Annotated in this window: 20 protein-coding genes and 2 pseudogenes; 7 read left to right on the forward strand and 15 right to left on the reverse strand. The window is 65.3% G+C overall.

What is annotated here, in order from left to right; genetic code table 11:
• Positions 1 to 15: 15 nt before the first annotated feature.
• The 5 genes from MFF01_RS03630 to MFF01_RS03650 are packed head-to-tail and all read right to left on the reverse strand — an operon-like array spanning position 16 to position 5,590.
• Entirely contained in the window at positions 16 to 1,044 is a 1,029-nt protein-coding gene (locus MFF01_RS03630) for an ABC transporter ATP-binding protein (protein WP_238222093.1), read from the reverse strand.
• On the reverse strand, positions 1,041 to 2,102 hold the full coding sequence (locus MFF01_RS03635; protein WP_238222095.1) for an ABC transporter ATP-binding protein: 1,062 nt from the start codon (positions 2,100 to 2,102) through the stop codon (positions 1,041 to 1,043). The genes MFF01_RS03630 and MFF01_RS03635 overlap by 4 nt, the downstream gene beginning before the upstream one ends.
• A complete protein-coding gene (locus MFF01_RS03640; protein WP_238222097.1) occupies positions 2,099 to 3,031 on the reverse strand; it encodes an ABC transporter permease in 933 nt (310 codons plus the stop codon). Before MFF01_RS03640 ends, MFF01_RS03635 begins: the two co-directional genes overlap by 4 nt.
• Positions 3,031 to 3,984 (reverse strand): ABC transporter permease, encoded by a 954-nt coding sequence (locus MFF01_RS03645; protein ID WP_238222098.1) that lies wholly within the window; start codon positions 3,982 to 3,984, stop codon positions 3,031 to 3,033. Before MFF01_RS03645 ends, MFF01_RS03640 begins: the two co-directional genes overlap by 1 nt.
• Positions 3,985 to 4,039: 55 nt before the next feature.
• Positions 4,040 to 5,590 carry an ABC transporter substrate-binding protein gene (locus tag MFF01_RS03650; protein WP_238222154.1) on the reverse strand — a complete coding sequence of 517 codons (1,551 nt, stop codon included), beginning with the start codon at positions 5,588 to 5,590 and terminating at the stop codon, positions 4,040 to 4,042.
• 616 nt (positions 5,591 to 6,206) lie between these two features.
• On the opposite strand from MFF01_RS03650, the gene MFF01_RS03660 reads away from it, so the two are divergent.
• Positions 6,207 to 7,679 (forward strand): protein adenylyltransferase SelO, encoded by a 1,473-nt coding sequence (locus MFF01_RS03660; protein ID WP_238222158.1) that lies wholly within the window; start codon positions 6,207 to 6,209, stop codon positions 7,677 to 7,679.
• A gap of 81 nt (positions 7,680 to 7,760) precedes the next feature.
• Here MFF01_RS03660 and MFF01_RS03665 read toward each other — a convergent pair.
• Positions 7,761 to 7,990, reverse strand: a pseudogene (locus MFF01_RS03665) (transposase family protein); the annotation flags it as partial.
• Between the two features lie 211 nt (positions 7,991 to 8,201).
• Here MFF01_RS03665 and MFF01_RS03670 point away from each other — a divergent pair.
• Positions 8,202 to 8,846: a CerR family C-terminal domain-containing protein gene (locus MFF01_RS03670; protein WP_238222100.1), complete on the forward strand. Its 645-nt coding sequence runs from the start codon at positions 8,202 to 8,204 to the stop codon at positions 8,844 to 8,846.
• A 63-nt stretch (positions 8,847 to 8,909) separates the two neighbouring features.
• Here the strand turns inward: MFF01_RS03670 and MFF01_RS03675 are convergent, their stop codons facing one another.
• The 6 genes from MFF01_RS03675 to MFF01_RS03700 form a co-directional block, all read right to left on the reverse strand.
• On the reverse strand, positions 8,910 to 9,377 hold the full coding sequence (locus tag MFF01_RS03675) for a hypothetical protein (RefSeq protein ID WP_238222101.1): 468 nt from the start codon (positions 9,375 to 9,377) through the stop codon (positions 8,910 to 8,912).
• A 539-nt stretch (positions 9,378 to 9,916) separates the two neighbouring features.
• Positions 9,917 to 10,456 (reverse strand): hypothetical protein, encoded by a 540-nt coding sequence (locus MFF01_RS03680; RefSeq protein WP_238222102.1) that lies wholly within the window; start codon positions 10,454 to 10,456, stop codon positions 9,917 to 9,919.
• Positions 10,457 to 10,599: 143 nt separating this feature from the next.
• A complete protein-coding gene (locus tag MFF01_RS03685; protein ID WP_238222104.1) occupies positions 10,600 to 10,986 on the reverse strand; it encodes a phospholipase A2 family protein in 387 nt (128 codons plus the stop codon).
• A 114-nt stretch (positions 10,987 to 11,100) separates the two neighbouring features.
• Complete coding sequence (locus MFF01_RS03690; RefSeq protein ID WP_238222105.1) at positions 11,101 to 12,717, reverse strand: efflux transporter outer membrane subunit; 1,617 nt, start codon at positions 12,715 to 12,717, stop codon at positions 11,101 to 11,103.
• Position 12,718: 1 nt separating this feature from the next.
• Entirely contained in the window at positions 12,719 to 14,284 is a 1,566-nt protein-coding gene (locus MFF01_RS03695) for a DHA2 family efflux MFS transporter permease subunit (RefSeq protein ID WP_238222106.1), read from the reverse strand.
• Positions 14,281 to 15,690 (reverse strand): HlyD family secretion protein, encoded by a 1,410-nt coding sequence (locus MFF01_RS03700; RefSeq protein ID WP_238222107.1) that lies wholly within the window; start codon positions 15,688 to 15,690, stop codon positions 14,281 to 14,283. The genes MFF01_RS03695 and MFF01_RS03700 overlap by 4 nt, the downstream gene beginning before the upstream one ends.
• 113 nt (positions 15,691 to 15,803) lie before the next feature.
• Between MFF01_RS03700 and MFF01_RS03705 the strand changes: the two genes are divergently transcribed.
• Complete coding sequence (locus MFF01_RS03705) at positions 15,804 to 16,484, forward strand: TetR/AcrR family transcriptional regulator (RefSeq protein ID WP_238222109.1); 681 nt, start codon at positions 15,804 to 15,806, stop codon at positions 16,482 to 16,484.
• A 58-nt stretch (positions 16,485 to 16,542) separates the two neighbouring features.
• Here MFF01_RS03705 and MFF01_RS03710 read toward each other — a convergent pair.
• Positions 16,543 to 17,076 (reverse strand): annotated as a pseudogene (locus MFF01_RS03710) (integrase core domain-containing protein); the annotation flags it as partial.
• 175 nt (positions 17,077 to 17,251) lie between these two features.
• Here MFF01_RS03710 and MFF01_RS03715 point away from each other — a divergent pair.
• The 3 genes from MFF01_RS03715 (at position 17,252) to MFF01_RS03725 (ending at position 20,210) form a co-directional block, all read left to right on the forward strand.
• Positions 17,252 to 17,947, forward strand: coding sequence for an alanine racemase (locus MFF01_RS03715; RefSeq protein WP_238222110.1), 696 nt, complete (start codon positions 17,252 to 17,254; stop codon positions 17,945 to 17,947).
• 113 nt (positions 17,948 to 18,060) lie between these two features.
• Positions 18,061 to 19,320, forward strand: coding sequence for a D-amino acid dehydrogenase (locus tag MFF01_RS03720; protein WP_238222112.1), 1,260 nt, complete (start codon positions 18,061 to 18,063; stop codon positions 19,318 to 19,320).
• A 398-nt stretch (positions 19,321 to 19,718) separates the two neighbouring features.
• Positions 19,719 to 20,210: a hypothetical protein gene (locus MFF01_RS03725; protein WP_238222114.1), complete on the forward strand. Its 492-nt coding sequence runs from the start codon at positions 19,719 to 19,721 to the stop codon at positions 20,208 to 20,210.
• A 101-nt stretch (positions 20,211 to 20,311) separates the two neighbouring features.
• On the opposite strand, the gene MFF01_RS03730 is transcribed toward MFF01_RS03725, so the two are convergent.
• The gene (locus MFF01_RS03730; RefSeq protein ID WP_238222116.1) at positions 20,312 to 21,103 is read right to left on the reverse strand and encodes a MerR family transcriptional regulator; all 792 of its coding nucleotides are present in this window, start codon (positions 21,101 to 21,103) and stop codon (positions 20,312 to 20,314) included.
• Positions 21,104 to 21,615: 512 nt separating this feature from the next.
• On the opposite strand from MFF01_RS03730, the gene MFF01_RS03735 reads away from it, so the two are divergent.
• Positions 21,616 to 22,182, forward strand: coding sequence for a hydantoinase/oxoprolinase N-terminal domain-containing protein (locus MFF01_RS03735; protein ID WP_238222118.1), 567 nt, complete (start codon positions 21,616 to 21,618; stop codon positions 22,180 to 22,182).
• Here the strand turns inward: MFF01_RS03735 and MFF01_RS03740 are convergent.
• The coding region (locus MFF01_RS03740; protein WP_238222120.1) for an integrase core domain-containing protein at positions 22,132 to 22,359 on the reverse strand (228 nt) is incomplete at its 5' end. The genes MFF01_RS03735 and MFF01_RS03740 overlap by 51 nt on opposite strands.

Genomic DNA, 22,359 nt, shown 5'->3' on the forward strand with positions numbered 1-22,359 from the left:
GCCGATCGCGATCGATCAAACCGCCGCTTCGAGCAGCCGTGCCCGATCCCCCTGGAACGCGGCATGGGCCGCCTCCGTGCGCCAGCACGCCGCCCGATGACCGGTCGCGACGACAACATCCGGGGGGGCGTCGACGTGGCACCGGTCCTCGGCGAGAAAGCAGCGCGGCGCGAAGGGGCAGCCCGGCGGGCGGGCGGAGAGGTCGGGGGGCGAGCCCGGGATCGTCTCGAGGCGCGAGCCCTTGGCCAGGGCCCCGTCGGCGCGGCTGCGCAGGAGGCCGATGGTGTAGGGATGGTGCGGGTTCAGCACCACATCCCGGGCCGAGCCCTCCTCGACGATGCGGCCGGCATACATTACGGCGATCCGGTCGGCGACCTCCACCGCCGCACCGAGGTCATGGGTGACGAAGATCGTCGAGAGGCCGAGTTCGGCCTGCAATTCACGCAGGAGCAGTAGGATCTGGATCTGCACCGTGGCGTCCAGCGCCGTGGTCGGCTCGTCGGCGAGCAGCACCTGCGGCCGGCAGGCGAGCGCCAGGGCGATCATGGCGCGCTGGCGCATGCCGCCCGACATCTCGTGCGGATAGGCGTCGAGGCGCCGCTCGGGGCTCGGAATACGCACGCGCTCGAACAGCTGCAGGGCGCGCCGGCGCGCGGCCTCAGACCCGATCTTCTCGTGCTGGCGGATCGCCTCGGTGATCTGCCTGCCCACCGTATAGACCGGGTCCAGGGCGAGCAGCGGCTCCTGGAAGATCATGGCAACTTCGCGTCCCCGCAGCGCGCGCAAGGCGCGCGACGACAGCGTCATGACGTCCCGCCCGGCGACGCGAATCTCGCCCTCGATCCGTGTCCTGCGCTCGGGGTTGAGGCGCATGATGGCGCGCAGCGTCACGCTCTTGCCGGAGCCCGACTCGCCGATGAGGGCCACGGCCTGGCCGCGCTCCAGGGTGAGGTCGACCCCGTCCACGGCCTCGACCACGCCGCCGAACACCACCTTCAGGCCCCGGATGGCGACGGCGGGTTCTTTCGCGATCGCGCGGCTCATGCGGCCACCGACAGGGTGGGGGCGGCCGAATGCCCGGAGCCCGGCTGGCGGGCGAGGCAGGCGACGCGGTGGACCGGATCGACGGGGGCGAGCGGTGGAACGCGGCCCTTGCACACCTCCTCCGCCAGGGTGCAGCGCGGGTGGAAGCGGCAGCCCGGCGGCGGATCAATGGGGTTCGGCGGATCGCCGGCGAGGGGCGCCACCTGCGTGCGCGCATCCGGATCCATCGACGGCATCGAGGACAGGAGCGCGGCCGTGTAGGGATGGGCTGGGCTCGCTAGCACCGTGTCGGCCGGGCCGATCTCCACGACTTGTCCGAGATACATCACCGCCACCCGGTCGCAGAGGAAGCGCACCACGTTGAGGTCGTGGGAGATGAAGAGATACGTGAGGGCGAATTCCTGCTTGAGGTCCATGAGCAGGTTCAGCACCTGTGCCTCCACGGATTTGTCCAGCGCCGAGACCGCCTCGTCGAGGACCACGAGGCGCGGTTGCAGGGCGAGCGCCCGGGCGATGTTCACCCGCTGGCGCTGGCCACCCGACAGCTCATGGGGATAGCGCGCGGCGAAGCGCGACGGCTCCAGGCCGACGCGGGCGAGGAGCGAGCGAGCCCGCTCGATGGCCTGCCGCTTCGGGACCCCGTGCACCCGCGGCCCGAAGGCGATGGAGCCCTCGACGGTCATGCGCGGATTGAGGGACGCGTAGCTGTCCTGAAACACCATCTGGGTCTGGGCCCGAAAGTCGCGCCAGGGCAGCGCCCGGCCGCCGATGAGCTCGCCGTCGAAGAGCAGTTCGCCGGAATCGTGCGGCATCAACCCCATGATGAGGCGCGCGGTGGTGGACTTGCCGCAGCCGGATTCACCGACGATCCCGAGGGTCTCGCCCTTGAGAATGGTGAAATCGACGCCGTCGACGGCCCGCACCACGGCGGGTCGGCCGCCGAGCCCCTTCTTGACGGGGAAGTGCTTCACGAGCCCGTCGATGGAGAGAAGCGGCTGGGCCGGGCCGCCCCGGTCGCGGTCCGGCGGAACGGTGAGCTGTCCGATCGGCGTGCTCATGCCTTCACCTCCATGGCGGATCGGAGCCCGTCCGAGAACAGGTTGAACGAGATTGAAACGATGAAGATGGCCAGCCCCGGCAGGGCCGCGACGAGGGGATTCACGTAGATCGCCGTGCGCAGGGTGTTGAGCATCAGGCCCCATTCGGGCTCGGGCGGCTTCACCCCGAGGCCGAGGAAGGACAGGCCCGAGGCCAGGATCATCGACACGCTGATGAGGCTGGTGGCGTAGACGAAGATCGGTCCCAGCACGTTGCCGAGCACCTGCACCCGGAGGATCGTGAAGGTCGAGGCGCCGGAGAGCCGGGCGGCGTCGACGTAGTCGCGCGAGCGGATCTGCGTGGTCACGCTCTCGGCGACGCGCGCGATCTGAGGTACGAACACGCAGGTGAGGGAGACGATGGAGTTGAACACACCAGCGCCTAAAGCCCCCGACAGGGCGATGGCGAGCAGCACCGACGGGAAGGCGAAGAACACGTCGATGGTGCGCATCAGCACGGTGTTGAGCCAGCCGCCGACATAGCCGGCGAGGATGCCGATGCCCGAGCCGATGACGAAGGCGAGGATCACCGGGGTGACGCCGATGAACAGGGACAGGCGCCCGCCCAGCATCAGCCGGCTCAGCATGTCGCGGCCGAGCTCGTCGGAGCCGAGGAGGTAGGTGGCGTCGCCGACGGGCTTCAGCCGGCGGATCATCGACCCGCGATACGGGTCCATCGGGGTGATCCAGGGCGCGAGCAGCGCCACCGCCACGATGGCGAGGATCACGCAGGCGGCGGTCATCGCCACCGGATCGCGCAGGAGCTTGTGGCCGACCTGCCCCCAGAACCCGCGCGAGGGCACGAAGGCGTCAGGCGCGTCCGGCAACGGCGCGGCGCCTCCGGCGACGTCGAGGAGCGGGGCGGTGGCGTGTGGGGCGAGCGTGGCCATCAGCCCCTCTCGATGCGCGGGTCGAGGGCCGTCTGCACGACGTCGACGATGAGGTTGAGGGCGACAAAGAACATCGCCAGGACGAGGATCGCCCCCTGAAGCAGGGGCAGGTCACGCTGGAAGATCGCGGCGTTGAGGAGGAAGCCGGTGCCGGGCCAGGCGAACACCGTCTCGATCAGGATCGAGCCGCCCAGCAGGTAGCCGAGTTGCAGACCCATGATGGCGAGCGCCGTGGGGGCGGCGTTCTTCACCACGTGCTTGAACACGCCGAACTCGCTGAGGCCCTTGGCCCGGAGGGCGCCGACGAAATCCTGTGCGAGGATATCGCCGACCAGGGCCCGGATGGTGCGGGCGATGACGCCCATCGGGATCACCGACATCGTGAGCGCCGGCAGGATGATGTAGCGCAGGTGCTCGAGATCGGGCCGCCAGTTGCCTGAGCCGTCCGGACCCGCGCCGGTGGACGGCAGCCAGCCGAGCTGAGCCGAGAACACGATCACCAGCACCATGGCGAGCCAGTAATGCGGCACGCTGACCCCGAACACCGAGACGGCCGAGGCGAGACGGTCGAGGATGGAATTGCGGAAATACCCGGCGACGAAACCGAAGACCATGCCGAAGGTGAAGCCGATGAGCGTCGCCACGCAAGCGAGGATCAGGCTGTTGACCACGGCGCGGCCGACCTCCGACGTGACCGGTCGCCCGCTGGCGATGGAGGTGCCGAGATCGCCCTGCAGCACGTGCCAGAGCCAGAGGCCGTACTGCACCACCAGCGGTTTGTCGTAGCCGTAGGCGGTGCGCATCGCCTCGATCGTCTCGGGCGAGGCGTCCACCGGCAGTACCGCGCTGAGCGGATCGCCGGGGGCGAGGTGGACGAGGAGGAAGCACACGATGCTTACGCCGATCGCCACCGGGGTGACGGCGACGAGGCGTCGGAGGATGAATCTCAGCATGATTTCAACGCTCTCCCCTCTGCGGGAGGAGGGTTCATGACCGCGATCCGCATGGTCACTTGGCCATGGTGATCGGCGAGAAGTCCTGGAACCAGTTCTGGGCCTGAATGAAGCCCTTCACCTTGGGGCTCATGGCGCGCGGGTTGGTGTCGTGGGCCACCATCAGGAACAGCGCCTCGTCGACGAACTTCTCGTGAATCTTCTCCAGAACCTTGGCCTGCGCGGCCGGATCGAAGGTGGTGCGCACCTCGCCAAATAGCTTGTCCATCTCAGGATCGCAGTAATAGCCCCAGTTGGTGCCGGCCGGCGTGGTGAGATTGCACTGAAGGTGGCGGATGAAGCCGGTGAACGGGTCTTGGATGAAGTACGAATAGTTGATCGCCGTTGCCTTCTGCGACATGTCGCTCTTGGCGCCGCTGCGCCAAATGTTGGTGAGGGTGTTCCACTCCGCCACCTTGAACTCGACCTTGATGCCGATATCCGCGAGATTCTGCTGGATCAGCTCGTTCATCGGTAACGGCTGCATCTGGCCCGAGCCCGAGGGTGCGATCAGAACCTTCGTCACCAGCGGCTTCTTCGGCCCGTATCCGGCTTCCGCCAGGAGCTTCTTGGCCGCCTCCGGATCGTAGCCGAGCTTGAACGACGGGTGGCCGAACCACGCCGATCCCGGCGGCATGAAGCCCTGCGCCGGGATCATCAGGCCGTTGAGCATCTCCTTCATGCCGTCGCGGTCGATGGCGAGGTTGGCGGCCTTGCGCACCCGGATGTCGTTCCAGGGCGAGCCTTCGACCCGCGACAGGTGCCAGGTCCAGTTGTGCGGGTAGCTGTTGGTGACGATGCCGAACCCGGCGGCCTTGAGGGAGACGACGGCGTCCGGCGGCGGCGCCTCGATCCAGTCCACCTGCCCAGACCGTAGGGCGGCGACGCGGGCATTGGCCTCCGGCAGGGGCACCAGCACGAGCTTGTCGAGTTTGGGCACCCGCGCCTTGTCCCAATAGGCCTTATTGGGGACCATCTCGGCGCGCTCGCGCGGGGCGAACAGGGTCAGCTTCCAGGGGCCGGTGCCCGACGGTGTCTTCGCGAAAGCGTCCCAGCTCTTGCCGAGCTTCTCCCACTGTGCGGGAGAGGACATCATGATCCAGGCGATCTGATAGGGCAGCGTCGCGTCAGGCACCTTGGTGACGATCTCGACGGTGTGCGGATCGATCACCCGGTATGTGCCCACGGCCGGGATGCGCGAGCGCCCCTGCGCCGCCTGGCGCGGATCGAACTGGGGCGCGTCGCTCTTGAGGAGCTTGTCGAGATTCCACACCACGGAGTCCGCCGTGAAGGCCGACCCGTCCTGGAAGGTCACGCCGTCGCGCAGCTTGAAGGTCCATTTGGTGTTATCGGCCGGATCGACGGTCCAGCTCGTGGCGAGGCCGGGAACGAGGCCGGAGGGCTTGTCCGCCGAGGACAGGTCCCAATTGATGAGGCCGTCATAGATCGTATAGCCGGTGAACCGCATGCCCTCGCCGCCATTGTCGGCCTGGCCGGTGGTGAGCGGGATGTCGGAGGCGGTCATCCCGATCTTGAGGACGCCCTGGGCAAGGGCCGCCGGCGCCATCAGGCCCGACAGGAGCGTCGCGGCGAGGAGTCGCCGTCCGAGGCGGGCGGGTCCGGTCCGAGGGGTGCCGGCCCAACGCGTCACTAAATCGATCATTCGCAAACTGGTTCCTTCGGCGGGCCGAGCCCGGACGGAACTCTGTATGCAATCCATCGGCCAGACCGGCAGGCGGGTCGGAGGGGTCACTGCCGATCACGGCATTTAAGGCACGACGGAAGGCCCCAGCGGAGAGCGCGGCAGGACGGTTTCGGGACGAGGAGGATCTGGCTTGTGGGCTCGGTTACTTCGTGGAGCTGGGTCGACGCACGCAAGCGCGTCCGTGAGGAGACCGCTCACGCAGCAGAGCGGGATCGCCCGGATGTGAAAACGGCGCGCGAGGCGTGGTTCGCAGGTCAGCCTGATCCGGATCCGGCCCGCCTCGTATTCCGCCACGAGGCCTGGCCCTCAACCCTATATGGATTGCCAGCGCAGGCGGAGCCTCGTTGCGCGGGGCTGCGCTCGCCCGTGCCGCATGCTCACTGGAAGGCGGCACGGCCGCAATCTTTCTCCTGCACCGTTTCCCACCGGTCTCCCGAATGCGCTTGTCCATCAGCGCGATCGTTCATAGCTCATGGTCATGACTGCGATCCCGTTCGACAACAGCTATGTCCGCTTGCCGGACCGCTTCTATGCCCACCGCACCCCGACGCCCGTCGCAGCCCCACGCCTGATCCGCTCGAACCCTGCGCTCGCGGAAAGCCTCGGAATCGACCCGGACTGGCTTGCCGGCTCCGAAGGGGTGGGGATGCTCGCCGGAAACAGCCTCCCGGACGGCGCCGCGCCGATCGCAACGGCCTATGCCGGGCACCAATTCGGCAACTTCGTGCCGCAGCTTGGCGACGGGCGCGCCGTCCTGCTCGGCGAGGTTGTGAACCGGGACGGGCGCCGCCGCGACCTCCAGCTCAAAGGGGCGGGCCCGACCCCGTTCTCCCGTCGCGGCGACGGGCGGGCGGCACTCGGGCCGGTGTTGCGCGAGTACCTCGTGAGCGAGGCCATGGCCGCCCTCGGCATCCCCACCACCCGAGCCCTGGCGGCGGTCACCACCGGCGAGTCTGTCATACGCGAGACCCGTCTGCCCGGAGCCGTGCTCGCCCGCGTGGCGGCCAGCCACATCCGAGTCGGGACCTTCCAATACTTTGCCGCCCGCGGCGACACCGAGGGGGTGCAGGCGCTCGCCGACCACGCTCTGGCCCGGCATGATCCCGAGGCGTCCTCCGCAGAGAACCCCTACCGGGCGCTGCTCGACGGTGTCGTTGCTCGCCAAGCCGACCTCGTGGCGGCTTGGCTTCTCGTCGGCTTCGTCCACGGGGTGATGAACACCGACAATATGTCGGTGGCCGGCGAGACCATCGACTACGGCCCCTGCGCGTTCCTCGACGCCTACGACCCGAACAAGAGCTTCAGCTCGATCGACGTGCACGGTCGGTACGCCTACGGCCAGCAGCCGGGAATCGCCCTGTGGAACCTGACCCGTCTGGCCGAGGCGCTTCTGCCACTGCTGGCCGAGGACGAGGGGGCGGCGATCGCGGCAGCCGAGGCGGCGCTCGCGGGGTTCAGTACGCGCTTCGGGGCAGCGTATCGCGGTGGTCTCGCGGACAAACTCGGCCTCTCCGGGGACCGGGACGGCGCCGCGCTTGCGGACGACCTCCTAACGCGGATGGCGGAGAATGGAGCGGACTTCACCCTGACCTTCCGCCACCTGTGCGACGCGGCCGAGCGACCGGAGGCAGACGCCGAGGTGCGAGACCTGTTCGTCGACCCGACCGCGTACGACACCTGGGCCGCGCACTGGCGGGGCCGTTTGGCCGAGGGGGGACGGCCCCCCGCGTCGACGGCGGCAGCGATGCGCGCGGTCAATCCAGCCTTCATCCCGCGCAATCACCACGTCGAGGCAATGATCACTGCGGCGGTCGAACGCGGCGATTTCGGGCCATTCGAGGAACTGTTGGCGGTGCTATCGCGCCCGTACGACGACCAGCCCGCCTATGCCCGCTACGCCGAAGCGCCCGAGGGCGGCGGAGCGGACTACCGCACCTTCTGCGGCACGTGAACGCGCAGGAAAGTCCGACCCACTCGGTTCAATGTGTCAATCACCAGTTCCCCTCTCCGGCCCCACCGTCGCTAGACACCGTTATAAACCGCCCGTCAGTTGAGCGGCCTGTTCGAGCTTGAGGCAGGCGAAGGCGAGGATGTGGAGATCTGCGAGTGTGCTGGGATAGCGCTCGTAGTCTTTGGCGCGGCGGCGGAAGCGCGTCGCCCAGGTGAAGGAACGCTCCCCCACCGGCGGCGCGGCAGCGGAACGAAGCCGCGCTTGGCGTCCGGCAGTTTGACGACGTGCAGGGCGATGCCGTGCTCTTGCGCAACCTGACCCGCCTTTTACCCGGTGTAACCTCGTGCACAAGGTCAGCGCGGGTGGCGAGGGCCGAAATAGGCTCTCTCGGGAGAGCCGCAGATCCTCCCCTACGCCCATAGGGTCAGACGTTCACCCAATCGTCACAACGAACCAGCCGTTACGAAACGGGGGCTTCATGAATATGTTGACCGTACGATTTCGGGAGGAAAGAAACTTGTGATGCGCACCCGATCCCACGGCACCGCTAGAGAGGACGCAGAGCGTACCAGAGCCAAGCTGGTCGCGGCCGGCATTCGGGAGTTTGCGCGCAGCGGATACGAACAAGCTAATTTGCGCGACATTTCAAGTTCTGCGGGCGTAAATCTTGCAATGATCTCTTACCATTTTGATGGAAAGGCGGGACTTTACGACAACGTGGTGCGCGATGTGGTCCGACAGGTATCGGATGTGTTCAACGACGCGTACCAGAATGCCGACTTGCAACTCTTGCAGCCCGAAATCGAGCCGAAACGGCAAGCTCTTGCCGGCCTGATGAGGCCATTCCTTGAAATGGCGACCCAGGAATTTCCGCCGGATTGGGGCTGGATCTTGATGCGCGAACAGTTGCAGCCCTCGAAAGCCTTCAAGCTCGTACATGAAGGCGTCGTCGAGCGATTCCTCCGGACCGTGGCGGCCTTGAGAGCTTCCATCGACAATCGCCAGCCGGATCACGACGACATGCTGCGGGCTATCGCGATGTATGGCGAGGTCATGGTCTTCATCAGCGCGAAGGCAAGCGTCCAGATTTTGATGAACGACATGTCGGCGGAGGTGAGGGGCGTCGAGAGCCTGACCCGCACCATCATCGACCGTCATCTAGCGTGACGTGTCTCACCCCGGCGAGCGGGCGACAGACGCCTCGCCCGCTGGGGACCTTCGGTTTGAGGCTTACTTCTTCCGCAACAATTCGAGCGCCATCTCGTCCGCCTTTTCTACCGTCTCGATCGACGTCCGCATCTCCTTGATCAACGCATCGTGCCGCAGCTTCTCCGCGTACACGAGCACGCTGGAAAAGATCGGCTTGTAGTAATGCAGCGCAAGCCGCATGACCTCGATCGCAGAGTAATCCTGCCCCCGTTCGTCCGGCGCCTTTTCCCGCATTTCGAGGCAGACATCATACTGGCATTTGATGATCTTGTTTATGTGGGTTTTCCGGGCGCCGAATTCGGACATGAACTTCTCTGCACGCTCACCCAGCTCAAGGGAATACTTGATGCTCCCTTCCATAAAGGATTTGATTTCGGGATCATGAACTATCGCCGCGGTTTTGGCGCTGCATTCGACGCCGACCTTCACGCCTGAATAGATGGCTTCGAGCCCATGGGTCACCTGAGCACGGGTAGCGGACTGGGACATTCTGGATTTCCTGTTCGAGATCTTTAAGCCAAACGGCCATTGGCAATATGCCAAACGCCTGTTTGTCATTTATGAACCAGACAGGGCCAGGGAGGTTCCGCGGGTTCGGAGCATTTCGTCGCTTGAATGCGAGACAGGTCAGGCTCGGGCGCGGGGAACTCGGGGATTTTCACGGGGTACGGTTTTCGAAGTTGGGCCATCGCAAGACCCACGACGGCCACCCTCGCGCTTGCGCCCCAATCCATCGTTCGAGGGGTACGGCCATTGGCCTGAATACGGACGTCGCCGGACCATCCTATGGAGATCGCGCGGCCGTCCTCGTGTGCGAGAAGTCCTTTCAGAGCATTCCCGCCAACCGGACCGTACGCGACACGCTTGAGTCCGGGGGGGCGCGCGGAGTGGCCCCAATACGGGCGGACGCGAGGCGCGACCGGGAGGCCCCGACGACCGCGCTGGCATGCGCGTGCGGGCAACGACAAGGCGATGCTGGGCGTCGAGCGCTCATGGATCATGGCCCGCCCGTATTGCGCCGCCGCCGCTCAGCGGGCCGACCCGCTCGGCCGCTTGCGGACCGAGGCTTGCCTGCGCCGAGCCGGCTTTCCGGGTCGCAACGGGCTAAGCAGGGCACCGAGGTCAAGAGTGGACCTTTCGCCGACATCGACCGCCCCGCCGGACGACAGCCACTCCAGGCCGGCCTGTCGACCGGTCCTGCGCAGGCTTTCGAGATAGGTCGGTCGCGTGTCGATCTTGCTCGCCATCTCGTCCCGTCCGAGTTCGACCGACGCGGGCAGAAAATGAAAACGTAAGCGGGAAAGGCGATGGAGTTCCGGCGCGTCCGTCGTCGCCTGCTGGCGCAAGTAGCCCTGACCTTCGCAGATCCCCATCAGTTCCCTGAGGAACAAGGCATCGAAGGTGATCTCGTTCACCCGGTTCATGATGTCTGAAACGCTACGGAGCAGTCCGTCGCGAATGAACGGTGTGACCTGGACGATGAGGATGTCCAGGCAATCGTTTTCGAGCTCCAGCAGCGCAGCGGCTTCAGACTCGCATTGGCTGTCGATGTCGCCCCCGGTCGCCACGTAGCCACGGCTTGGTCCGGGCCGCGTCGCACCGTCAAAGAATGGCCCTCGGCCGGCTTGCGCGAGGGAGCCGAGCGCAGGCCGGCCGATGCACCGCACCTTCAACGATCGAGAATGCGATCATGGGGTATCGGCGCGGCCGGTCAGTCCTTGGATCCGCCTGTGATGGCACGACGGGTGATCCGCCCGGGCGCGGCCGAGGGCATCATCGCGGCGCCGGAGGCGACGACGCTGGCCACCGCGCGAAGTTCCGGGGACTGGCGGGGGTCATCCGCGATCCGCTCCGCCTCGACCTGCAGGCGAAGGTTGCAGGCCCTGGACGGGAGATCATCGTTCGGGGTGCAGGCGTCGTGCCGGGCGCAGGCGGCGTCCAGGACGTCGATGGGAGCCAGGGGGGCGTTGTTGCCCGGGCCGCAATAATTGCCGTGGATCAAGAGGGTCGGTCGGGCGGGCGCGGTTCCTGCCTGGGCCAGGCACGGGGCCGCGAAGCCCGCGGCGAGGACGAACGAGGTGACGATCCGAGTGAACATGATGTGTCTGCCCTGTATGGTCGCGCCCCCTCAGGCGTGACGCCGACGGCGTTTCACGGGTCACCCCGGGGCCATCCCGCGCATGCGGTCCGCCCGTTCCCGCCTTCCGGTCCCTCATCGTCCGAGGGCCCCGTCGTGCACGACGTCCGAAAGGGGGATGCTCACCTTTGCCAGGGACAGGAGCGGCGTCCGACCGGGCGGGAAGGTCGTCTCCCAACCGCCGCCGAGCGCCTTCGACAGCGCGACGAAGTCGGTCGAGATCGCGGCCGTCGCCTGAGAAAGGTTGGTCTCCGCCTGGAGCACCGTTTGCGACGCCTGGAGGACGGTCGTGAAAATCTCGACACCCTGCGCATAGCGCGCCCGCGACAGGGCGAGTGCCTGGCGGGCATCGGCCACCTGCCTTGCCAGACGCGCGCGGCGACCCTCGTCGCCGCGCAGGGCGGCGAGGGCGTTGACGACGTCGTGCCAGCCCTGGAGCACTGCCTTCTGGTAGGCGATGGCCGCCTCCTGTTGTCGGGCGCGCTGGAGCACGAGGTTCGACTTAAGGCGCCCGCCCTCGAACAAGGGTATCGAGACCGACGGGCCGACGTTCATGTATTGCAGGGACGAGCCCCGAAAGAGCTTGCCCGGGTCGACTGAGTTCACGGTCGGGCTTCCGGTGAGCGTCACGCTCGGGAAGAACTGCGCTTCCGCGACCCCGATCTCGGCCACGGCCGCATGCAGGTTGGCCTCGGCCCTGCGGATGTCGGGTCGGCGCATGACGAGGCTCGACGGCACGCCGACAGGCACACGCGGCGGGATCGGCGGGATCGATGGGCCGGCGACGAGCTCCCGCGACAGTGCGAGCGGCGGTTCGCCGAGCAGCAGGGAGATGGCGTTGACCTGCTGGATCTCCTGCTGCTGGAGTTGCGGCAGCTGCGCCTTGATCGCCTCGACCTGCTGGGCCGCGCTCGACGTATCGAGGCCGGTAACCAGCCCTTTCTGCTGGCGCACCCGGACCACGTCGAGGATCTGCTCGTTGACCCGCACGTTGGCGAGGTTGATCCGGATGAGCTCCTGAGTGCCCCGTAATTGCACGTAGGCTCTCGCGAGCTCGGCCTGGCCGGAGATCAGCGCGTCGCGCCTCGCTTCCGCCGAGGCGTCCGCCTGGGCCTCGGCGGACTCGATCGAGCGGCGGACCTTGCCCCAGAGGTCGAGTTCCCAGGACGCGTCGAAGCCGAGGGTGTAGCTCTCGAAGCCGTTGGTCAGCGGCGCCGTCAGGTCGCCGCTGGAGGCAGCGCTACCGCTTCCACCCGTGGCGCCGACGAGCGAGTTCGACAGGAGGCCGATGGTGCCGTTCTTGCTGTACTGCATCCGGTAGGCGTTGCCCTGCCCGCTTAGGGTGGGAAGGCCCGCGGCGGCGGCCGTGTTGAGCTGGGACCGACTCTGGAACAGGCGTGCGGTGGCGGTCTGGACGTCGAGGTTCTGCGCGGCCAGACGGTCTTCGAGTTGCGACAGCACCGGATCGCGGAAGGCCTGCCACCACGCCACGTCCGGCTCTGACTCGGTGGTGCGCGCCAGAATCCGTCGCGGCGTCCGGGGGGTGAGTCCGGTATCGAGGTAGTCAGTCGCGTCTGAGAGCGGGGTGGCCGGGGTGGCGTAGTCGGGCCCGACCGTGCATCCGGCGAGGCCGAGCAGGCCCGCCGCGGCCACCGCGCGGGCGTGTCGTCCGGGGTATCGGCGCAGCGTCATCTCAATGTCCTCCGCCGTCGCCCTGGGCCGTCTTGGCCGATATCAGCAGGCACAGCGGCACGACGAGGAACGCCAGGACCGCCGCGTACTGGTACACATTGCCGTAGGCCAGGACCTGGGCCTGCTTCAGGTAGGTCTGGTAGGTGTGCGCGACCGCCTGCTGATGAACCGTCGACGCCGCCCGCCCGAGGGACCGGAGCGTGTGCTCGCTCTCCTGGATTAGCAGGTTGTAGCCCTGGCGCAGCGGCGTCATGTAGGACGAGAGGTGGGCTTGGTCCGCCTGCGACCTCTCCGTGACCGCCGCCGTCGAGATCGAGATCCCGATCGAGCCGAATACGTTGCGGAACATCGAGAACAGGGCCGACCCGTCGCTGCGGTACCTGTCCGGCAGGGTCAGGTAGGCCACCGTGGAGATCGGCACGAACAAGAAGGCGAGCGACGCCGTCTGCACCGTGCGCATCACGGTCAGCGTCCGGAAGTCGATGTCGGGGGCGAGGAAGCTCGAATAGAACATCGCCGCGCCCATGCAGGCGAACCCGAACATGATGATGTAGCGGGTCTGGACGAACTTCATCGCCACGCCGACGACGGGGATCAGGACGATGACCGCGACGCCGCCCGGCGACAGGATGAAGCCGGAGTCGAGCGCCGGGTAGCCCAGCACCTGCTGTGCGAAGTTGGGGACCAGGACAGACCCGCCATAGAGCAGCGCCCCGACCGCGCCGATGAGCACGCAGCCGATGGCGAAGTTCCGGTCCTTGAACACGTTGAGGTCGACGACCGGTTCGTCCGTGGTCAGCAGCCAGCAGATCGCGCCGACGGTCGCCACGAAGGCCATGACGGCCATGACCTGGATGAAGGGGGAGCCGAACCAGCCGTTGACCTCGCCGCGGTCGATCATGACCTGCATGCAGCCGATGCCGATGACGATGAGCGACAGGCCGACGTAGTCGAGGCCGCGGGCGCGCTTCTTCTTCTCGTCGGGCGGGTCTTGGACGAGGTAGGCGTTGACGAATAAGGTGAAGATCCCGACGGGCACGTTGATGAAGAAGATCCAGCGCCAGGTCGAGTGCTCGACGAGGTAGCCGCCCAGCGTCGGCCCGAGGACGGGGGCGACGACGGTCGCCACCGCCGTGACGCCGAAGGCGGCCCCGCGCTTGGCCGGGGGGAAAGTGTCGAGGATGATGGCCTGCTGGCTCGGCTGCAGGCCGCCGCCGAAGAAGCCCTGCATCAGGCGGAACACGATGATCTGCCCGAGGCTCTGCGAGATGCCGCACAGGAACGACGACACCGTGAACATCGCAATGCAGATCAGGAAGTAGCGCTTGCGCCCGATGGTGTCGGATAGCCAGCCGGCTATGGTCAGCACGATGCCGTTGGCGACGAGGTAGGCCGTCAGCGTGTAAGTCGCCTCATCATTTGAGGCGGCGAGCGAACCAGCGATGTAGGGCAGCGCCACGTTGACGATGGTGGTGTCCAGCACCTCCATGAAGGCCGCCAGCGTGACCGCAATGGCGACGAGCCAGGGATTATGGGCGGGTTTTCTACCGTTCGAGGCATCGCTCATTTAAGAATCACCGTCGGTACGACGCTGATGCCGAGCGGCAGCGGCTCGTCCTTCCTCAGACCGCTGTCGATGACGATCTTCACCGGCACGCGTTGGACGATCTTGATGAAGTTGCCGGTAGCGTTCTCGGCCGGGAACGCGGAGAACTTCGAGCCCGAGCCACGCTGGATCGAATCCACGTGGCCTTGGAGGTCGAGGTCGGGGTAGGCGTCGATGGCGATGTGAACCCGCTGCCCGGGACGCATGCCGTCGAGCTCGGTCTCTTTGTAATTGGCCGTGACCCAGACATCGGTGGTGACCAGCGACATTACCTGCTGGCCGGCTGTGAGGTAATCGCCGGCGTTGAGGTTGCGCTTCGTCACCCAGCCGTCCTGCGGGGCGCGCACCACGCTCCATTCGATGTTCAGGTCTGCCTGCTCGACCTGCGCCTTGGCCTGTTCGGCCTGGCCCTTGAGCTGGTCGACCTGCTGCTCGGACTGGCCGATGTTCTGCTGGACCGGCATGGCCTGGACGAGGCGCGCCTGTGCCTGCTCGACCTGCGCCTTGGCCTGCTGGTAGTTCGCCGCCGTGGTATCGACGTCCTGCTGCGTCGTGGCGAGTTTCGGCAAGCTCCTTTGGCGGTCATAGTTCGCCTGCTGCAGGGCGAGGTTGGCCCTGGCCGAGTCGAGGTTGGCCTGCGCGAGCTGAAGCGCGGCGGGAAAGTTCTTCCTCGCAATCTCGACGCCGAGCTTCTGGTTGGCGACCTGCGCGTTGCTGGCGTCGAGCTGGCCCTGGGCCTGCTCGCGGCTGAACCGGAACTGCCGCGGATCGATGCGGAACAACGGATCGCCCTTGTGCACGAATTGGTTGTCCGTCACTTCCAAGGCGATCACCTGTCCGGCGACTTGGGGTGCAACATTGACGATATTGCCGTCGGTGTACGCGTCGTCGGTGCTGATCTTCCCGCGCGTCGAGAGCCAGTAGTACAGGCCACCCCCGGCCAGCAGCAGCAGGACCACGGCGGCGATTCCGATGACGAGCGGCCGGCGTTTCCTCCGGGCTCGCCTGTCATCCCCGTCATCGTCCTTGTCTGGCCGGGAGCCCTTCCGGTCGTCCTGCCCCTCCGCTTCGTTGCGGTCGCGTCCGGCATTGGAACGACGGTCGCGTCCATCCTCGTCGCCCCGACCCTGGCGAGGCGGCTCATCCGGGTATCCTTCCTCGGAGCGTTCGTCACGACGCCGGCGGGACTGATCCTCGTCGTGTGGTGGGCGGCCTTCCGAACGGCGACGCCGCGCATCGGCCTCCCCGGAGCGGCGGTCGTCCTGTCGGGACCGGCCGCGTTCGATCGAGCCCACCTCGACAAGGTCCCGTCGATCCGACGATCCTCTCGACGATCCGTATGGGTCGTCCACGTCGTCTGCGCGCATGCGGCGAACTCACCCTTAACCCGCGCACGGCAACCGGCGGGACGAAGCGGACGTTTGCTAAGTGTCCGTCAAAACCATACGAACCGTACGTTTCGTTTCTTTTCTGGAAGCTGATGCCGATGTCAAGAGAAACGCTCGGTTCGGATAAGAGATCGCGGGTTCGTGTCCCGCGCGGCGAAGTGCGACGCGGCGAGATCGCGTCCATTGCGGAGCGCGTATTTCTCGAGCACGGCTTCGCGGAGACCACGATGCGGATGGTGGCGGTCGAGGCCGGCGCCTCGACCGAGACGGTGTACCGCCACTTCGGCTCAAAGGACGAGATGTTCATCGAGGTGGTGGGCAATCGTACCCGTGAACTCCGCCAGCGGATCGAGACCGAACTCGAAGGCACGGGGCCGCTCCCGACCGTCCTGGAAGCCGTCGGCACGAACCTCTACGTATCGATGATCATGCCGGAAGTGTCGGCACTGGCGTGCATCATCGTCGGCGAGGTACCTCGCAATCCCGCACTCGGCGAGGCGTTCTATGCGATGGCGCCCGGCCGGACGCTTGGCAAGCTCACTTCATATCTTACGGAAGCTCGGATCCGCGGCGATTTCGTCGGAGACGACCCTGAGCTTGCTGCGAACATGTTCATCGGGCTGATCATTGGGAAGGTTCTGCCGGTTCGCCTTTTCATCCCGCATCGCGAATATTTCAGCCCCGCGCACATGAAACGCCACGTCGGCGAGGCCGTGCGGATCTTCCTAAGCGTTTATTACCGCGGGGTGGTGGAAGGTGGCGATCAGGCTTGACCGTATACTTCGGCTTGGCAGATCTGATCGCCCCCCACGGGTTGGTTCAAGTGTAAAGTCAGTGCAGAATTGGCCTCTGCTCCAGGGGTAGCTTAGCGGGCGGAGCCGGTGGGGTGAGCGCAGTCGGCCAAGCGAACGAGTTGAGCCCGAACACCGCCGGGGCCGGTGGGCGTTAGCGCAGCGAAGCATGCCGACGCAGGCCGTTGTAGTGCCGGCGCCAACTCTCAATCACAATCTGCGCCTCCTTGAGCGTGTAGACGATTTCACCATTCAACAATTCGTCTCGTAGCCGTGCGTTGAAGCTTTCGACATCACCGTTCTCCCATGGTGAGCCGGGTACGATGTATGCGGTCTTCGCGCCAACGCCCGCGATCCAAGCCTGTACGGACTGGGCGATGAACTCCGGACCGTAGCACATCGGGAAGATGGCTCGACGGTTCTGGGGCGGCGCGCGACACGGATCGCAAGGCACTCGCGCGTGCACTCATCGACACGTTGAGCATCCGGAACGTGCGCCCGTCATGGGTACACGCCCGACAAAATCGTAGGACCAGACGTGATCGCGATGTTCCGCCTGCAGTCGTAGGCAGGATGGCATCCACCCTCCTTCAGAGTTCGGCATGCCCGGAAAACTTGCACTCAGCATGGACCAGTTTGCCAGGTCAGGGTCAATATCGGCCCCTGTCGATGAGGGGCTTGACGACCTCATCCTGGCACACCGATGCCGGTAGCAGGGGCCGTCCACCTCATCTGACGTTGATACTGAGATGGCCCGCTTCGGATTTGATTATGGTGACCTCCAGCGGCTCGCCCAGGAGCCTGACACGCTCGCGGGAAACGACGTGCGTCTCGTCATGAGTCGTCTCGCTTGTGCGGACGAGCCAGACAACGCCGCCAATCCGACGCAGTTGGCCGCCTTCGCGGCTCGCCGTCTGTACCCGGGGATCGCGGGCAGCCTCGCCGCTTCGTCGGGTATCTTCCTCGGCTCAGCCTACCATGCCGCTCTGGTGCGGCCAGGCGCCGCCCTCTACGGAATCGCGCCCCGACAGGTCGGTCCGACCCCGATGAGGCCGGTCGTCCGGCTCCAGGGGCGGGTCATGCAGGTCCGGTGCGTTCCCGCCGGAACGCACGTCGGATACGGGCACAGCGGCACGCTTACGCGAGAAAGTCATCTGACGACGGTAGGCGTCGGCTACCCGGATGGGTTCCCCCGGAGCGCCTCCGGCCTGGGGGAGGCATGGTACCAGCACCTCCGCCTGCCCATCGTGGGACGTGTCTTCATGGACAGCCTCATTCTCGACGCGAGCGATATCCCGCCGGGGAACCTGGAGCCCGGCAGTCTCGTCGGTTTGATCGGCCCAAAGTACGACCAAGATGCCGTCGCACGCGCCGCCGGCACTATCGGCTATGAGGTTCTGACGCGCCTCGGTCATCGTTTTCACCGCGTCTACCAAGATGCTTAGCACGACGTAGCGACCATCACGCCCCGACTGGCGGACGACGGTCCCGCTTTGGTCTCGGCGTCATCATGCAGCTGCCCGCTCATCCTTAGTCTTGTCGCCAGAGGCGCTTCTCCATGCATGTTCTCATCCTCGGTGGCGGCGTCGTCGGCGTCACAACGGCATATTATCTCGCCAAGGCCGGCCATCGCGTCACGCTGGTCGAGCGCCAACCCGGTGTCGGCCTCGAGACGAGTTTTGCCAATGCCGGCCAAGTCTCACCTGGTTATTCGGCGCCGTGGGCGGCGCCAGGAATCCCTCTCAAAGCACTCAAGTGGATGATGATGCGTCACCGCCCGTTGGTGCTCTGGCCGCGCTTCGAACCGCAGCTCTATGGCTGGCTCGCCCGAATGCTGGCGAATTGCACCGAGGAAGCGTATGCCCGAAACAAGGGACGGATGGTGCGGCTCGCTGAGTACAGTCGCGACTCACTACGCGACTTGCGCCGGGATACGGGCATTGCTTACGATCATCGCGAGAAGGGCACGCTCCAGCTCTTCCGAACCCGCAAGCAGCTCGATCATGTGGACGACGACACGCGTGTGCTCGACAAGTTCGGGGTTCCGTATGCCGTCCTCGATCCGGCGGGCTGTATCGCCGCCGAGCCGGCCCTCGCGCGGGTGCCCAACGTATTTGTGGGCGGCCTCCGGTTGCCTGGCGACGAGACCGGCGACGCGCACCTGTTCACCCAGCGTCTCGCTGCGCTCTGCAGCGAAGCGGGGGTTGTCTTCCAACACGGCGCCTCCATAGCGCGCCTCAGGCAGGGGGGTGGTACCGTTACGGGAGTCGAACTCGTTAGCGGAGAGGTGCTGGTCGCGGACGCCTACGTCGCTGCCATGGGTAGTTATACCCCTGCCCTGCTTCGCCCCCTGGGCATCGACCTACCGGTCTATCCCGTGAAAGGCTATTCTCTGACCCTCCCCGTCATAGACCCGGGCGCCGCGCCGGTTTCGACGGTCATGGACGAGACCTACAAGGTCGCCATCACCCGGCTCGGAGACCGGATTCGAGTTGGCGGGACGGCGGAACTCGCCGGATTCAGCCAAGTGTTGCGGCAACCGCGCCGCGAGACCCTTGCGCGTTCCATCGGTGATCTGTTCCCAGCGGGTGGCGACCCGGCTGGAGCCAAGTTCTGGACGGGCCTGCGACCTATGACGCCGGACGGAACCCCGTTTGTTGGAGCGACACGGCTATCCAACCTCTACACGAACACCGGCCACGGCACGCTCGGATGGACTATGGCCTGCGGCTCGGGACGCCTTCTCAGCGATCTTATCTCTGGGCGCAAGCCGGACATCCCCAGCGCCGACCTTGCGTGTGACCGTGGATTGTATTGAGTTGTTGCGCATGCGGTTTAATCGGCTCGATCCAAAATACCGGTCAGGTTAGTCGTACGAGCTATTCTGTTTGAGAGCTTAGCGACTTTCTGAGATGCACCTCTTTGCGCTCGCATGCGCTCTCCATTACGGACAGGCATTGAGGATGTTCTCCACGAAACGGCCTGCATCACCTCGAGTGGCTCGAAGCCATCCGCGAACATATCTTGCCTAGTCTCGACCCCAGTCGAGCGCCCTGGGGGGGGCAAGCACGCCCGTTTCAGCCTGACTGCTACCAGCGCAAGCGCTTGGTGACGCTTCCTATTGTCCACATAACGGCGATGCCGGGAGGCGTCGCGCGACCTACTCTCAGGTGATTCGCTGATCCGCACCTGATCCCGGTGAGGAGGAAGTGCGACATGGATTTCACCGCGCGGTGTTGGTGGAAGGATGAACTTGCCGCCTGCACCTTTAGAAATGCACGTCAACGCCCCCGAGCAAACTGTCGAAAAGTCGGGCTGGTATGCCCGGCGGTGGAAGATCGAGGTTTCCATCACATCCTGAAGACCGGCTGCCGGGACGAGTGCGGCGTCAAACTGATCGCGGTGGTCTGCATCCTGGCGTGGCGGATGTTCTGGACGACTATGGTGGGCCACGCGGCGCCGGAAGCGGACGCGCGCCTAGCCGTCACCGCTGACGAGATCGCCCTGCTGGACCACCTCGTCCCCGATCGGGCGGCCGGCGAACACACCCTCTTGGCTTACGTGGTGAAGGTTGCGCGCCTCGGCGGCTATCTCGCCCGCTCACGCGACCCGCCGCCCGGCAATCTCGTCATCGGGCGCAGCTTCGCACGGCTCGCCGACATCGCGCTCGGTGCCGCCCTCGTGCGCGCATCGCTGGGATGTGGGTGATAGAAAGTCGGTAACGACTGCCTTGCAGGGGGTAGCATGTGGGCCCGCCCCTACAATCGCGCGTTCGCCGCACGGATATCGGCCCTTTCGATTTCGTTCGGTCAGAACGAATTTCCAACGCAGATCCAGATCAGTTCGCAGGTCTCAGAGCCGGGGTTTCGCCAGCCATGATTAAGGTCACTGCGGAAATACATGCTGTCGCCTCCGGACAGAACATGGATGCGCTCATTCTCTATCGTCACCTCGAACTGTCCCCGTACCACAACCAGAAACTCCTCACCCTCATGCCGGTAGGAACCGTTGCTGTGGACGCCCGGCTCGATCGACCAGCGCTGGCAATCCATGATGTCCTTGCCCGACCCAAGACGCTCAATGCGAAGACCGGCACCGAGTCGGGGCAGCACGATGCCGCGACCGCGCATCACAGTTTCCTCGCCCGTGGCGGCCTCGTCGACACCCATCACTTCGTTCAGGGTCACCCCGTAATACTTGGAGAGTTTCTGAAGCAGGGGAATATCGATCCCCATCGATGTGCGTTCGAGGGAGGCTAAGATCGCAGGATCAATGTCGACGGCGGCGGCAGCTTCCTTGATCTTGACCCGCTTCGCGAGACGGAGGGCTCTCAACGAAGGGCCGATCTGAGGCCCGTCGGCGCTCGGTTCCTCGACCTTGGCAGCGGGAGCCGCGCTGTCGATCGCTTCGCGAATGGCGGGGATACTCATCCGGTTGACCGAGCGCATGCGCTTGATGCGAAGCGCAGTTTCGACGTCGGCCTCGCTGTAGGACCGCGTGCCGTTCTCGGAATACGTCGGCGTGATGAATCCTTTTTCTTCCCAAACCCGCAGCGTCGAAGCCGAAACTTGGGCCAGTCGGGATACGTCGGATATCTTCATAGATCTCTTCACCCGAAGCCCCATGTGGGGCACTTCGATCGACATTATCAGCGTGTTTCTAAGCGAGGCACCGATGTCAAACTACCCGCGGTCCTGTAGACGTCTCTTCGCATGTTCAAGGAGGAGCCGAGGCTCCCGGACCAGCGCCTCGCTCGGAGGCGTTTGCTGAATTTTTTTGCAATGATAGATATTTTAAACTTGAATCGCAACGCCCGCAGTTCGCCACGACGCGCGTTGGGGATGACGTACATCGGTCGCATAATTTCTCTCACTCATGACGTGGCTTATCTTGGGATAACAGCCAGTTTCTTTCGACTGAAACGTGCGAATTGTAAGGGATCATGGCGAGACGTGCCGACTGTTTTCCCTGCTTGGCGCCCGCCAGCTGGTCATATGTTTTGCAGACCCCCGCCAAAAAAGCAGCATTTTATCGCCAGACGCGCATTGACAGAGCATTAAATCTACAAAATAGTAGAAAAAGTTCAGTCAAAGCTCGAAGGGGGAGCGAAGCGATGTGGCGTGTCGGTGTCGACGTAGGAGGGACTTTCACCGATCTGTTTGCCTGGGAGGCATCGTCGGGCCGCCATCGCACCGCAAAGGTCCTCACAACGAAGCATGATCGCTCCATTGGCGTGGTTCGGTCGATCGAAACGGCCGATATTCCGTTCGATCAGATCGACTATCTCATGCATGGGACGACTACCGCAACGAACGCGCTGCTCGAACGCAACTATCCCGATGCTGCCTTCGTCACGACGGAGGGCTTCCGCGACACGATCGAGATCGGGCGCCAGCATCGTAAAGAACTCTACGATCCCTACCAGACCAAACCGGAACCGCTGATCAAGCGGCGCCACCGCTACGCGATCAACGAGCGCATGTCGGTGGCCGGTACCGCCCGACGCCCCCTCGACGAAGAGCGGGCTTTCGCGATCGCCCGCGACATCGCCGCGAAGGGTATCGAGGCCGTCGGCATTGGCTTCATCAATTCCTATGGCCTGCCCCCATTCGGTGGCCCAGGTTCGAAGTTAGTGCATCGTCAGTCGCGTGACGATGGCGGGGTGAGCGAGCGGCCCTGAGCCGCTCGGTTCGGTTGGCCAGATGACGACCTCGGGCGCAGGCGGCTGGTAGCCGAGCGACGAGTGCGGCCGGATGTTGTTATAGTGCCTACGCCATTGCTCGATCACGACGCTGGCCTCCTTGAGGGTGTAGAACACCTCGCCGTTGAGGAGTTCATCCCGCAGCTTCGCGTTGAA

The organism is Methylobacterium adhaesivum (assembly GCF_022179065.1).
GTDB classification, from domain to species: Bacteria; Pseudomonadota; Alphaproteobacteria; order Rhizobiales; family Beijerinckiaceae; genus Methylobacterium; species Methylobacterium adhaesivum.